At 56.2% G+C, this 15,276-nt stretch carries 9 protein-coding genes; all 9 read left to right on the top strand.

Annotated elements, in window-relative coordinates:
* Positions 1-76 precede the first annotated feature (76 nt).
* Complete coding sequence (locus AC3RCL_RS16910) at positions 77-214, top strand: hypothetical protein (protein ID WP_492530871.1); 138 nt, start codon at positions 77-79, stop codon at positions 212-214.
* Positions 215-265: 51 nt separating this feature from the next.
* Positions 266-2,386: a helix-turn-helix transcriptional regulator gene (locus AC3RCL_RS16905; RefSeq protein WP_492530869.1), complete on the top strand. Its 2,121-nt coding sequence runs from the start codon at positions 266-268 to the stop codon at positions 2,384-2,386.
* A gap of 434 nt (positions 2,387-2,820) precedes the next feature.
* The gene (locus AC3RCL_RS16900; protein WP_492530867.1) at positions 2,821-3,846 is read left to right on the top strand and encodes an ABC transporter permease; all 1,026 of its coding nucleotides are present in this window, start codon (positions 2,821-2,823) and stop codon (positions 3,844-3,846) included.
* A 15-nt stretch (positions 3,847-3,861) separates the two neighbouring features.
* The gene (locus AC3RCL_RS16895; RefSeq protein ID WP_090913611.1) at positions 3,862-4,746 is read left to right on the top strand and encodes a carbohydrate ABC transporter permease; all 885 of its coding nucleotides are present in this window, start codon (positions 3,862-3,864) and stop codon (positions 4,744-4,746) included.
* A gap of 36 nt (positions 4,747-4,782) precedes the next feature.
* Positions 4,783-6,309, top strand: a complete 1,527-nt coding sequence (locus AC3RCL_RS16890; protein ID WP_192572080.1) for an ABC transporter substrate-binding protein — start codon at positions 4,783-4,785, stop codon at positions 6,307-6,309.
* 130 nt (positions 6,310-6,439) lie between these two features.
* Positions 6,440-9,430 (top strand): right-handed parallel beta-helix repeat-containing protein, encoded by a 2,991-nt coding sequence (locus AC3RCL_RS16885; protein ID WP_492530865.1) that lies wholly within the window; start codon positions 6,440-6,442, stop codon positions 9,428-9,430.
* Complete coding sequence (locus AC3RCL_RS16880) at positions 9,397-10,212, top strand: Ig-like domain-containing protein (protein WP_492536393.1); 816 nt, start codon at positions 9,397-9,399, stop codon at positions 10,210-10,212. Before AC3RCL_RS16885 ends, AC3RCL_RS16880 begins: the two co-directional genes overlap by 34 nt.
* Positions 10,213-10,332: 120 nt before the next feature.
* Entirely contained in the window at positions 10,333-11,019 is a 687-nt protein-coding gene (locus tag AC3RCL_RS16875; RefSeq protein WP_492530863.1) for a hypothetical protein, read from the top strand.
* Positions 11,012-15,232: a glycoside hydrolase family 2 protein gene (locus AC3RCL_RS16870; RefSeq protein ID WP_492530861.1), complete on the top strand. Its 4,221-nt coding sequence runs from the start codon at positions 11,012-11,014 to the stop codon at positions 15,230-15,232. Before AC3RCL_RS16875 ends, AC3RCL_RS16870 begins: the two co-directional genes overlap by 8 nt.
* The last annotated feature ends 44 nt before the right edge of the window (positions 15,233-15,276 follow it).

Genomic DNA, 15,276 nt, shown 5'->3' with positions numbered 1-15,276 from the left:
TTCGAAAATGCAGATTGACAATGAAAATCCCGGCGGCTTATAGTAAAGCCACCTAAACTTGCAGGAGAGTGGTCCCATGAACTTGCTGCAAACCCTCCGCTCTCGCAAATATTTGCAGCGGATTATCCTGAGCTTTATGCTCGTCGTCGCCATGCTCGCCATAGCCTCCCTCTTTCTGAACGCCGCCGCCCGTGACAAAGTGTTGAGCCTCTAGCATGAGGCCGACGTCAAGCTGCTCACCCAAATCAACTACAACATCGAGAACATGAACGGGATCGTGAAGGATTTGGCGGTATCGCTGTATAACGACGAAGAGCTCATCGCACTGAAATCCGGGGCGGATTATAAGCAGAGCATCCTGAAGATCGAACGTTTGAACCGCACGGTTGCTGCTTCCCCGTACTTGCACGCCGCCGTTTTTTATAACGGCAAACAGGGCCGTTTTTTCTCGTCGCTGAGCCATGATATGGATACGCGCGTCCTTTACGGCGCATTGGAAGATTACATGGACGCTCGTGCGGACCTGCCGAAGCTGCAGCTCATTCCGCTCGATCTCGACGGGGAGAACGAAGGCATCGACGTGTTCGCATTTTTCATATATGATGGGCCGAGCCTCGGTTCCGTCAATCGGAACGCGCTGATCTTGACCGTGAAGCCGGGGTGGATGCTGGACAATGTGAAAGCGCTTAATCGGGTCGCCGAACGGGAAAACGACGTCCTGTTCGTTACGGACGGCAATGGTCAAGTACTGATGGCGGGCGACCGCAAGCTACCGCCCGGGCTGGACATCAAGAGAGATTTACTCGGACGGATGGGCTCGGCAAACCATGCACCGGACTCCTTCATCCATCAACAAGGCGATAAGAAATATAAGGTCACCTATTTAAGCAAAGGTTTAAACGACTGGCAGATCATCAGCCTTCAAGACTATGACGACGTGCTGGGCAGCGTCCGCCAGATGCGGTGGACGGAGATGGCCGTGACTTTGTCCGTGGCCGTGCTGGCTTTGCTGCTGTCCGTACTGATTTCGCTCCGGCTATACAAACCGGTAGGACGCCTGCTTACGCTGGTGCCCTACGATGGACGTGGAGACGCCAAAGCAAAGGATGAGCTGTCCCTGATCACGGAGAACGTAACGGAAATGATCGGCAAGCTCAGAGGATTGGAACAGGAGCGGGCCACGCAATGGAATATCGCCAAGTTATATCATCTGCGGAGCCTGATCGGCACAAGCGACAGCATGGACGAAGCAGCGTTTATGCGGATGAAGGAGCAGTACGGGATCGATATCGTGCATCCTTCGCCGCTTCGACTTGCGCTTGTGCAGCTCGACGACCTGCAAAGCCAGGTCCTGCAGCCGGTTCCCCGGGCGGAAGAGCTTTATTCCTTCGCCATCGCGAATATCGGCCAGGAACTGCTGCGCCATGGCGGCTCCTGCGAAGCGGCGGATATGAAGAGCGGCCATCTCGTTTTTGTTGTCGGGGGCGATTCCGGTCACCTCGAGTCCTTGCACGAACGCTTCCGTGAACTTCAGCAAACCATTCTCCGCTTCTATCGGATTACGTTCACCGTAACGCTAAGCGATACCTTCGAGGATTATCGCCAGCTTACGAAACATTACAATCTGGCGCTGCGGCATTCCAACTATCGCATGATATTCGGTAAGGGCGCCGTGATCCGGCCGGAGATGATCCGAAGGAACGAGCGAAACGAATCGCTTACCATTCCGAAGGAACTGGAACGCCGGCTGACGGAGGGCTTAAAGGGCGGCAATCCGGACGAGACGGAGCAAGCGATTCGGAGCTGGAGGGAGCATCTTGCCGAGTTTAGCTTTGACGGCATGTTTTCGGCGCTGCTGCATTTGACCATGACGCTGAGCCATACGCTTGGTGAAATGAATAATAACAACTTGAACCCGGTGTCGGTCAATCTGCAGGCAATTAACCGCCGCATTCTCGAAAAAGAGACGCTGGACGAGATTGAGTGCGTGCTCCTGGACGTCGTGCGGGAAGTGTTCGAGCAGCGCAGGAGCGGGCGCGAGGATAAAAACCGGCTGCTTGCGGATACCGTCAAGGAAATGATCGATAAGCATTATGCCGATCCGGACCTCAACGTACAGAAGATCGCCGATATGCTGAAGATGAGTTCCGTCTATTTGGGGCAAGTGTTCAAGGCGCAGGAAGGTGCGACGGTAGTCGACCAGATCAACGCGACTCGGCTTGCCCATGCCCAGCAGTATCTGGAGCAGCAGCAATTGACCGTGGCCGAAATCATGGAGAAGGTAGGCTTCGGCAATGAAAGCTATTTCTATCGGCTGTTCAAGCGCCGGTATGGAACGACCCCGAAAGAGTACCGCCTGAAGTGCGCCATCGAGCGCAGTACTTAAATCGCACAGGTTCCATCAGACCCGCAGGCGAGTGTTGCCGTTTGCGGGTTTTTGCCATGCCGTGCTCCGACAATGATATCCATTCGAATGCGGGCGAACCGGCAGATTCGATACAATCTGAGAGCCCCCGTCGACCAGTTGGATCAACGCTTAACTGAAAAGTACTGTCTCCACTGCTCCTGCACCTTGGGCATCGCATCGATGATGGGAGAATGGTAGCCCCTTAGTGTCGGCAGAGGCCCTGAAATTTTGCAAGTGCAACAATCTTGGATCTATACAGCCGGCTGTACAGCATTCCGAAATCCCTACAGTCCGCCTGTACAGCAATCCTGAAATTGTACAGTAACGGAAAGTACCGCGTTTGAGCTATCGTTAAACGTGCAAAGCCTGGAACGCAGGCAAGAAGTGCACAAGGAAAGGAAGGGGCTTTCGCTATGTTGAAGAAGATTACACGATCGGGCTCTATGGGCGCGGAACCGGCGAACCGATCGGGAACCGGGCCCGACCCGGATTCAGAACCAGCCGGCACTCGCCCAAAAAAATCGGCGCTTCGCAGGGAGCTTCGCCACTTTCGAAACAACCGCGAGCTGTTTCTCTTATCCCTGCCGGGGATTCTGTACAAGCTGATTTTTGCCTATATTCCATTGGTGGGATTGATCATCGCCTTCAAGCATTATCGCTACGATCTCGGCATATTCGGCAGCGAATGGGTAGGTCTGGAAAACTTCCGTTATTTGTTCTCGACCGATACGGCTTGGCGGATCACGCGCAATACGGTGCTGTATAATGCCGCTTACATTGCAGTTACCACGGCCGCTGCGCTGTTGTTGGCCATTCTGATGAACGAGCTCAGGGCGAAATGGAGCAAATTTTATCAGACCGCGCTGTTTCTGCCCCACTTTCTATCCTGGGTGCTGGTCGGATACGTGGCATATGCCTTCCTGAACCATTCCGACGGTTTCATTAACCGCACCTTGCAAATGTTCGGCATGGATCCGATCAGTTGGTACCAGACGGCCGAGGCATGGCCGGCCATTCTCATTCTTGTTCATTTATGGAAGGCAGTCGGCTTCAACACGCTTATTTATTTTGCGGGCATTATCGGCATTAACAGCGAGTATTACGAGGCAGCCCGGATCGATGGTGCGACGAAATGGCAGATGGCCATGAGAATTACGGTCCCGCTGCTGGCTCCGCTGGTCATCATTCTGCTGATTTTGTCCATCGGCAACATGTTCCGCGGCGACTTCGGACTGCATTATTTCATTCCGAACAACTCCGGCTTCCTGTACGGATCCACGGATATTATCGATACGTACGTATACCGCGCACTCCGAGAGATCGGTAATGTCAGCATGTCGGCCGCCACGGGCTTCTATCAGTCGCTTGTCGGTTTCGTGCTCGTGCTGGCGGCGAACGGAATCGTGCGCAAAATCAATCCAGAGCATTCCCTGTGGTAAGAAGGAGGATATCCGATGCCGAAGAAGTTCGAACTATCCAAAATGTTGATCCATCTGCTGTTCATCCTGCTATCGCTGGCCATCGTCCTGCCGTTTCTGCTCGTTGTCGCGGTCTCGCTGACGGACGAAGCGTCGCTTACCGACAAGGGCTATCAGTTTTTTCCAGAAACGTTCAGCTTGGAGGCTTATCGCTATCTTCTCGACGCACCCGACATTTTGCTGCGGGCATACGGGGTCACGATCACGGTGACCGTCATTGGAGCATTGGCAGGGCTTTTGCTCACCGCGATGACCGCATACGTCATCTCGAGACCGGATTACCGCTACAACAGGGTAACGACGTTTTACGTGTTTTTCACGATGCTGTTCAGCGGCGGGCTCGTCCCTTCCTATATTCTCATCACCCAATACCTGCATTTAAAGGACAGCTTGCTTGCCCTAATCCTGCCGGTTCTGCTCTCGCCCTTCAACATCATGGTCATGAAGGGATTCATGTCCAAAATTCCGCTTGAAATCGTGGAATCCGCCAAAATCGACGGGGCAAGGGAGCTGCGCATCTTTTTCCGGATCATATTGCCGCTCTCCACGCCGGCCTTGGCCACGCTGGGTTTGCTTATCTCGTTCACGTACTGGAACGAATGGTTCAACGCCATGCTGTATATCGACGATCCCGACAAGGTGCCGCTGCAGCTGCTGCTTGTGCGAACGCTGGGCAGCATCGAGTTCATAACCTCCAATTCGGAATTCTCGCAGCAGCTGGGCATCGATTTATCCAGCTTCCCGAACAACTCGGCAAGAATGGCGATCGCGGTGCTGGCCGGCGGGCCGATGCTGATCATCTTCCCGTTCTTCCAACGGTTCTTCGTGAAAGGGCTTACGGTTGGCTCCCTTAAGGGTTAACATACATCAACCAATAAACATTCAGGAGGTCATGTCATGAAAAAAAGATTATTCGGATTGCTCGCGGTCATCATGATCGCCATGTCCGCGCTTGCCGGCTGCGGAGGCAGCGGCGGGAAGAGCGATACGGGCAGCGGAACGACCGGCACGCAAGGATCGACACCGGAGGCGAGCGGCGCTAGCGGGCTTGAGCCCGCAGAGCTGACTTGGTATTATCCGCTGCTGCAGCTGCAGCCGGACCAGAAGAAGGTCGAAGAGGAGATCAACAAAATCGTGAAGGAGAAGCTGAACGCCACCGTCAAGCTGATGCCGGTCGCAATCGGGGATTACGTGCAGAAGATGAATACCGTACTGGCGGCAGGCGAGAAGTTCGACATTCTCTGGACCGGTTACATGCTGAAACCGGAAGAGCTTGTACGGAAAGGGGCTATTCAACCGCTGAACGGGCTCCTGGATGAGTACGCGCCGCAGCTGAAGACGGACGTCCCTCAGGTAATGTGGGATGGCCTCTCGGTGGACGGGGAAATTTACGGCATCCCGAATCAGCAAATCAACGGGTCGAGATACGGCTTTATCGTGCAGAAGCGGTTTGCCGACAAATACGGCTTGGATCCATCCACGATCAAAACGATAGCGGATATCGAGCCGTTCCTTGAGCAAATCAAGCAGAACGAGCCGGGCATCATTCCGATCGGCCTGTTCGGCGGCTCGTTTGTCAACCCGCAGGCGCATGACGATCAATATTGGGTCGTTCCGGGGCTTGACGATCATTTCTACATCAAGACCGATGACCCTTCCTATACGCTCCATCGCTATCCGGAGGAGGAGCTGGACAATTTCCGCCTGGCCAGCAAATGGTATAAAGCCGGGTACATCCACAAGGACGCGGCCACGGAAAAAATGACCGACTACCAATCCAAGGGCCAGATCGCGGTCGAGTTCGACGTCACGTTGAAGCCTGGGGTCGAGGCAGAGGTCAAGCCGAAGAACGGCGGAAACGATGTCATCATCATCCCGCTCAGCGATTGGTTCTCCAACGGTTATTCGGCAACGACCAACCAGTCGATCAGCCGCACTTCGCCGAATCCGGAACGGGCCATGATGCTGCTCAATCTGATCAACACCGATAAGGAGCTCTATAACCTGATGATCAACGGCTTAGAGGGAGTGCATTATGAGAAGCTGAGCGGAGAGTATATCAAAGCGATGCCGGATTCCAGGTATCGTCCGAACATGGATTGGGTCTTCGGCAGCGTCTTCAATTCCTACCTGAAGGAAGGCCAACCGGAGAACATATGGGAGGAAACGAAAAAAATCAACGAAAGCTCTGAAATCAATCCGGTCGGCGCCTTCAAGTTCAATTCCGAGCCGGTCAGCACGGAAATCGCGAACCTGAATGCCGTATGGGGCGAGTACAAACGGGGACTCGTGACCGGCACGCTCGATTTCGAGGAGACCTGGCCCGTTCTTTACGGCAAGCTGAAGGAGGCGGGCGAGGATAAATACGTGGAGGAGGTGACGCGTCAGTTCGAGCAATTCCTGAAAGATAAGGGCTTGAAATAATCGGCCAGTAAGCTTATAGACGGATGGAGACGAAACGGGAGAAACCTGCTGCCCGGGTGGGCTTTGACGACACTGCGCACGGCGCAGACAGAGCTGACCGGATTCCACGATGGAGGAAGGGGAGCGATTTATGAAGAAGCTTGTGCTTGCGGCACTGGCGGCAAGCCTGTTGTTTGCGCTGTATCCATTTCTGCCGGCCGCCGAGACGGCGTCGGCTTATGGAAATCCGCACGGGACGGCTTTTTACGTAGCCTTGGACGGAAATGACTCGAACAAAGGGACGATCAACAAACCGTTTCGAACGTTGGAAAAAGCGCGTGACGCCATTCGGGCGTTGAAAGCGAAGAAAGGGCTGCCTCGGGGCGGCGTCACGGTCTATCTTTGGGAAGGCCGGTACGAGCGCGCAGCCAGCTTTGAGCTGGGTTTGCAGGATTCGGGGGAAGCGGGCAAGCCGGTAACCTATACGGCCTATCCGGGCGAAACGGTTATCTTGTCCGGTTCTAAGCAGCTGGAGAAATCCGCATTCGTTCCGGTAGCCGATCCTGCCGTGCTGAACCGCATTATTAGCGAAGAAGCAAGAAACGAAGTGCTGGTCGCCGATCTGGCCGCCCTCGGTATTACCGATTACGGCGAGATGAGCCGGCACGGTTATTTCTTGGCCAACGATTTGAGCAAGGTGCCGCCGATGGAGTTGTACGTGGGCGGGCAAGGGATGACGCTGGCACGCTGGCCGAACGAGGGAACCGTCCAAATGGACGAAATCCTCGATCCCGGACCGACGCGGAAAGATCCGAACGGGGAGGTCCATACAAGAGGCGGGACCTTTACGTATACGTATGACAGACCGCAATACTGGACACAGGCGGACGACATCTGGCTGGATGGCATTTTCGGCTACAGCTGGGAATGGTCCTACAACAAAATCGCTTCCATCGACACCGATGCCAAGAGCATCACGCTCCGGTACGGGGAAATGAGCGGCATTTTCAAAAATTGGTACCCGGATTTCCATTTCGCGCAAAACCTGCTGGAGGAGATCGACATGCCCGGCGAGTATTACATCGACCGCAAGGCCGGAAAGCTCTATTTTCTGCCGAATGCCGAATTTATGACCGCGAATCCTTCCATTGAAGTGACGATGCTGAAGACGCCGATGATCAATGCATTGGAAGCATCCCATATCGATTTCTCTGAGCTGATCCTGGAGAACGGGCGCGATTCGGCGGTCGTCTTCATGGGCGGAAGCCATATGCGCGTCCTCCATAGCGAAATTCGCAACTTCACCAACAGCGGCGTGTTGGTCAACACCCAGAGCCGGTTCCATTATAACGACTTTACGGGGGTTCCCGGAACAGACCACAAGATCGAGTACACCCACATCCACCATATCGGGGGAACCGCCGTCACGCTCACCGGAGGCGACAAGACAACGCTCGCGCCGGGCAACAACGCCGTGGAGAACTCGCACATTCATGATTTTGCCTATTATCATAAGGCTTACAATCCGGGCGTCCTCTTGTCCGGAGTGGGCAACCGCATGTCGCACAACGAGCTGCATGATGCTCCTCATCCCGGTGTGCTGATCTTCGGCAATGATCATCTTGTAGAGTACAACGACATTTATGACGTTTGCAAAACCTTCTCGGATCTCGGCGCCATTTACATGAACGCGGGCGAAACGCCGCAGCAGCGGGGCACCGTCATCCGCCGCAATTACTTCCATAACATCGGCGAAGCCAAGCCCGGCGTGGAAGGGGTATATCCCGATAACTTCACGATGGGATTGAAGATCGACGAGAACATCTTTTATAAAATGGGCAACTCGGCGATCAAAAACAACGGCGGCGCGCATATTCTGACCCGCAACAATATATTCGTGGACAGCAAGATTCCGTACGACTACGCGGATTTGTTTCTCGGCGACGAGCCGGACGATCAGGTTCCGCTGAATTACATGCCGAAGTGGGAGGCGCTGTTCGAGGCCAACAACGACTTCGTCGGGACGCCGTATCTGGCCAAATATCCGGAGCTGGCGAACTTTTTCACGGAAAACCGCTATTATCCGGACACGAACACGTTCCACGGCAACGTCGTATACAATCCGACAGTTCCGCGAAGCTCGACAACCAACGCGGAAGGTGCGTACGACAAATTCAATCTGGTCCAATATGCGGATAACTGGGTTACTAACGAGGATCCTGGTTTCGTCAATCTGGCAGGAGGCGATCTGTCGCTGCGTCCGGATGCGCAAGTATTCCAGGCCATCCCCGGCTTCCCGGATATTCCGTTTCACGAGATCGGCATTAACGGGAGAGCAGGTACCACGAGCAGTCCGGACAGCTATCCGGTGCAAAACGTGGTGGTCTATGACAACCAAATCACGGTAGATCGTTGGAAAACGATGAAGCTGCGCACGGCGGTCCTCCCATGGAACGCGGATAATCCGAAGCTGGTCTTCACGTCGGCCGATCCCGGTGTCGCCACGGTCGATACTAACGGCATCGTCACGGGCCAGGCGGTGGGCCAAACGGTCGTCACCGTGGCGTCGGCGGAGAATCCGCAGCTCACGGCGGCGGTGGGCGTCACGGTCGAAGCCGGAGACGGCGTCATGGATTTCACCAATTTCGAGTCGGGGGCGAACGGCTGGCCGCAGGATGCGAACCGCAGCATCGTCAAAGAAGGCGACAACCGCTGGTATAAGATACTGAACGGGGCTACCGCACTCAGCGAGAAATCCTTCGCCGAATATGAGCTGAGCTTCAAGCTGAAGACGCCCGAGTCGATCGGTGAAAACGCAACGCTGTACGTGTTCGATCGCCAGGCGGGCAGCGGCTCGACCCGCGTCGGTTACAAAACACGTCCGGATGGATCCTCCTCCTGGCTGCTGTATAACGCAGCCTGGACCGTGCTGCGCGAAGAGAAGCTCCCGGCCACGACCTGCAGCCAAACACGGAATACGAGATCAAGGTGCTGGTCAAAGGCGGCGATGTCAGCGTATACGTGGACCGCCAATTCCGTCTCAAGGCTGCCGATCCGGGCCATAATGCGGCAGGCAAGGTCGGATTCTATGTCAACAACGTCAGCCATATGCTGTTTGACGACATCCGGTTCAAGGCGCTGAGCACGGAGCTGGCCGGCATCATACCGTCCGAGCGCGAAATACGGCTTGCCGCCGGCGAGCAGCATCAGATGCAGGTAACGTTCGATCCCGTGAATACCCCGGATACCGGCATGACTTGGCAATCCGCCGATCCATCCGTGGCGGAGGTAAGCGATACGGGCGTCGTCCATGCCGTATATGAAGGACAGACCATCATTACCGCCGTGTCCGTCGTCAATCCGCTTATCAAGGCGGATATCGCGGTGACCGTTTCGGGCCTCATGCACGAAACCGACTTCGAATCGGGCGGCAACGGCTGGCCGGTAGACCCGAACCGCAGCATCGAGGCGGATCTCGGCGGCAATCGCCGATACAAAATTTTGAACGGTGCCACGGGTCTGCTGGACCGCGTCTTTGAATCGTATGTACTCGAATTCAAGCTAAAGACCCCGTCGTCGATGCCGGAGGAAGGAACCTTTTATATTTTCGACCGTCAGGCGGGCAGCGGTTCGACCCGGATCGGCTATCGATCCCGGGCGGATGGAACCTCGTCCTGGATCCTCTACGATTCGGCATGGCAGAAGATCGCCGAGACCCCTTTGCCGACTCGCGACTTATTGCCGGACACGGAATATGCGGTCAAGGTCGTCGTGAAGAATGGGGACGTCGCGGTTTACGTGAACAACGAGCCAAGACTTGCCGCTACGGACCCGAATCATCAGCCTTCAGGCAAAGTGGGCTTCTATGTCAGCGGATTCGATTATATGCTGTTTGACGATATCCGCTTCTCGGTGGTGCCATAAGATATGCGGCGTGTCCTCCCGGTATCAGGGGGGGCCGCCTTTTACTATCGCAAAAGAAAGCTTCAGCTTATTGAAATTGAGACATCCTGTAACATCAAAATTGACAGCAGGAGGTGCTGCATGCCATTCATGCAACGATGTTTATATAGGGCCGAGGAAATCGGGGGAAATATCCGTTCCTGGTTTCGCGGGGAACGGTTTATTCAAGCGGTTGAAGATGCGATGAAGCGGGAGGGCGTACCCCGATTAAGTTTGTTTGCGGATGGAAGCCGGTTGTTTCTTTATTATGAATGCCGAGGTGAGCAGGTCCTTCCGGAAATTCTGCTGCCGGAAGCCAATTCGTGGCTGGCCGTTTGGCCGGGAGGGGGATTAGAACGACCATGGGCGGCCATGACCGATATTTTTCATTACCAAGCCCCCGCTTCGGAGAAGCATTGGGAACGCAGGTATAAAGACAGCGTGCCGTATGGAAGGATCGCCCGGCTGAAGCCCGAAGAGACGGCCAGCTACGTGTACTATCATTACCAGTACCAGGAAGAACGGCCTGGCGATGGAGACAAGTACGGGATCATCGGCCTGCATGAGAATCTGCTCTTCTTCTACTCCGAGCTTCCCGCTACGCTTGAGCCAGCGCCCTACAAAGGGAAGCTGAATACTTCGCTCCGGCCGGATGATTGGGCGGCGGCGATGGACCCGCATTTTATCAAGTGGGAGGAGGCGCCGAGCGGACAGGAGATCTGGCGGGAGCTGGAGCTTGTACGGGAAGTGCGCATCTCCGACGAAAGGCAGGGTACAAAGCATGCGTAACCGATGGTGCCTGAACGGAGAGTGGGACTTCATGCCGCTGTACGATCAGCCGCAGCGCCGGCAGCTTCCGGATGAGATCGTCTACGAGCCGGAGCCCGTCCGAGTTCCTTCCAGCTGGAGACGGTCGTACGAGCAGCCAAACGGCAGAACGTTCGGCGAAATTCACGAGCACGGATATGCTCCGATGGATCTCTACAGCTATCCCAAGGCGTGGGACGCCGCAGAAGCGGGCGTTCTGCACCGCTGCTTCCGGATTCCCGAACACATGGCCGGTCAGCGGATCGTCCTGCGGCTGGACGGCATTATGCAAAAAGCCGTCCTATTTCTCGACGGGGCGGAAGTCGCGGTTTGGGAGGACGGCTACCTGCCGCTGCGGCTCGATATCACGTCGAGCGTAGCGCCGGGCCGCGAGCATCATCTCCATATCCTATGCGGGAGCTTCGACAGAGTGAAGCTGCCGTCCGGCATGGAGAAAGTGACGGGATTGACAGGTTCATGGTTTGGCAATGTCGCCAGAGGGATATGGCAGGATGTCTATCTGGAAAGCTACCCGGTTCTTTCACTGGAGGATGTAACCATTTGCACGTCCGTGCGGAAGAAGTGCTTGGAGCTTGCGGTTATCGCCGGGACGGCCGAAACGGCTCCGGTTCTTGGGCCGATCCATGTGAGGCTGAGCGTGCGGGAACTTGGCGTATTGCGACAGGATGGAGAACTTTCGGAGGCAAGGGATGCCGATTCGTCAGGCAGCGGCACCCATCGATACGGGGTTCAAGATGCGAAGCCGCAGCAAGCTCAGGGCCGTGGAATTGAAACGGAGAGGCACCTCGTGGATAGAAGGACAGGAGGGAGAGCGGAAGCCGAAGACAATCTGGCCGTTCCGGTCCTCCAGGCGGAGCAGCCCGCTGAACAGGTCGATCTCTCTGCTGCCGGGATGCTTCGGTTGTGCGAGAACGAACGCGGCGGAGCGGTTTATCGCGCCTCCTTCACCCTGGATTGGCAGGACGCCAAGCTGTGGAATCCTGACACGCCATTCCTTTATGTCGCGGTGCTTGAACTTGTAGCAGGTGAGCAGGTTCTCGACCGGCGCGAAGAGGTATTCGGTTTCCGCGAATTTTGGTGCGAAGGTCCTCAATTTATGCTGAACGGGATCCCGATCCATCTTCGCGGCGATTCGTGGCATTTTCAAGGCGGACTCCAGCAGACGGAGACGTATATCCGTAATTGGTACCGGATGTGCCGGTCTGTCGGAATCAACAGTATCCGCCTGCATGCCGAACCCTATCCGGAAGATTATGTGCGGATTGCCGACGAGGAGGGCATGATGATTATCGACGAAACGGCCATATACGGATCGGGCAAATCCATGCTCGCCGACCATCCCGAATACTTGGCCCATTGTCGGTTGCATGTTCAGCGGCTCGTTCGGCGCGACAAGAATCATCCTTCGGTCATCATGTGGAGCTTGCAGAACGAAATGCGCTGGGTTGACGGCCGGGACGGCTACAGGTCGCAGATTCCCGGCTTCATGGAGGCAATGCGCGAACTGGATCCAACGCGGCCGATCGTCGCAGAAGGGGACAATCGGCTGCTGTCCAAAGCGCATACGGAAGTGGAGAGCCGTCATTACAACATCGACGGCACCATTGCTCAATGGGACCGTACCGTACCTTTGACCTTCGGCGAACACGGCGGATGGTGGTACATATGCCCGCAGAACGCCAGCATGTACGCAGGGCTGCAGGCCTATCGCGGTACGGACGAAAGCACGGCCGGACTGGCGCACAAGGAACGCCTATTTGTGGAGTATGCGCGGCGGCAAGGCGTCTCGGGCATAGCCACGTTTAATTTCGCCCATTATTTCATGCGGTCGATGCCGGAGAACGACGTCGCAGCTCCGCCGTTGGAACCGGGCTTGCCCGGCGTAAGCCCCAAGACGATCCCGGCTTATTCGCTGACGATCAACAACGGTATGCTCCCGGATCATCCGATGTATCTTCCTAATCCGGCTTTCGCCATCATGGCGGAGGCGATGAAGCCGGTTACGATGTTCGCGGCCGAATACAACGGCTGCTTCTACGACGACGCGCCCATCTCGCGCAGCTTTGACGTCTTCAACGACACGCTGTCCGCACAAGACGTGCGTATTGAATGCGAGGTCATGCAAGGGGAGACGATCGTGCTGGATCGTATCTTCACGTTCCGTCAAGAGCCGGCCGAGTCCAAGGCCATTGAAATCACATGGACTCCCATCCCCGTGGATACGGAAGGGACGGCGCTGCTGAAGGCCTCGCTGTTTCATGGCGAGCGTCTGATGTTTGAGCTGCGCAAGGAATACCGGCTTGTGCCGGGAAGCTTGCTCCATGATCCTGTCGAAGTCGGCCGCCCGGCGGCTTACTGGGGCTCTGAAGAAGATTATATCCGGATCCGCCGGCTAGTACCCGGCTGCCAACGGGCGAACCGCGAAGCGATCGCCTTGCTGTCGTCCGATGATTTGCTGATTATTGGCAGCAATGCGGAGGATTCGGACGGCAGGCTGGAAGCGGAGCTTAAAGCCTTCGTTGCGAGGGGCGGACGCCTGCTTCTGCTGGAGCAGACCGGCCTGTCGCTCGGTCGGCTTACGCTGTCGCGCAGGCCTTTTCTGCGCGCCTATGCCGGGGATTACCGTCATCCGGTGCTGAAGGGCTTGGGCGACGAGGACCTGATGTTCTGGCACGAGGAGCTGCGCGAAGAAGGGCCGTTACCGATCATACGCGCCGCGTTCGAAAAGCCGGTCCATGGCGATTTCACCTTGCTGCTGGAGTGCAGCGCCGGCGATTTCGGCGACGGGGGGGATCTTTGGTCGCCGCTGCTGGAATATCGGAGCGGAAGCGGCATGTTTCTGGCCAATCAGCTGGAGATCATGGCCAATCTAGACCGAGTACCGCAAGCTTGCCTGCTGCTGCGCAACCTGCTGGCTTATGCAGGGCGGGCCGAGGAAGCTGTCGTCCCCGCCGCCATGCGGACGGCAGGAGCGCTGGTAAGCCCTGGCGGGACAGCGGCAGCGTTCCTCGACCGACTTCGGCTGCGTTATAAGGTGCTGGATGCCGCAGCGGTGAGAGGTGAAGCTGCGGAGCGCGAATTCCCCGAGCAATCCTTCGGCCTGCTCGTGGCCGAAGCCCGCCTGCTTGGGTCGCCTGGCGCTGCCGAGGCCGTCAAGCGCTATGCCGAAGCCGGCGGGCATGTGCTTGTCCTGCCGGCGGACAGCAGTCAGCAGGACACGCTTGCCCGTTTGTTGGGCCGGCCGGTACGCGTGGAGCCGCACGAGGCCTACCATCTAGCGGCAGATTACTCCCACGACGCCGTGCGCGGCTTTAGCCCGGTTGATTTGTTCGGCTTCGATAAAGTGTTCCTTTCGCCGCGCGATGTCGTGAACCGGCCGCTGGCCAGCGATCAGCTGGAAGTGCCGGGCATGGCGGATGTGTGCGTAAGCATCGAGGGAACTGCCTGGAAGGACTATTTCGTGGATGGTTACACATCCGAATACAGCCGTCTTGCGTTGGTTGAAATCAACCGCAGGAACGCTCGCCGACCCGGTGCTTTTCTCGTTGGAGAGAGGATAGGGGCAGGTTCCATTCTCTGTTCGCAGCTTCTGACTGATCTTGACAGTGACAAAGCGCAGCGATTGTACACTCGACTTCTCGCCAATCTGGGGTCTGCCTTCGATGACCGCTTACTGGAGAGCGAGAAGGCTGACGGCGCATGGGCAGTGGAAGCGGTCATGGCGCTGCCTTGCCCGCCATACGTCGATTACGAAGCCATGAAAACGTATTATACCGATCCCGAATATTCACTCAATAATTTGGGAGAAGGCTTATACGGCTGGATGCAGAAAAAAGAGCGGAGGTCCGAGGACGGAAAGATGCGGATCGCCCATGCCGCGAACGAGCCATGGTTCTTGAGCTGTTTCGTACAGGTCCCTGAAGGCGCCGAGTCGTACCGCAAGGGATGCATGAGAATTCGATCGGAAACACCGTACGACATTTATTTGAACGGCGAGTTTGTGCCGGAGCCAGAACTTGAGCTTGTCCTGAAGAGCGGCCTTAACCGGCTGATCGCGATTGTCCATGGAAACGGCGGGAATATGGACTTCGGCATGGTCTTACTGCACGCGGATGGATCGTACATGAAGGATTTGGAATACCGCATGACCCTGGACGAAGTCGAGCCGAAATAGCGGTGAGAATGGAAGAGCGGGCTCTGTTTGGATGGAGCCGCACC

The sequence above is a fragment of the Paenibacillus sp. MT86 genome (assembly GCF_058792535.1).
The sequence above is the reverse complement of the archived record's forward strand: the minus strand, read 5'-3'. Positions and strand labels throughout refer to the sequence as shown.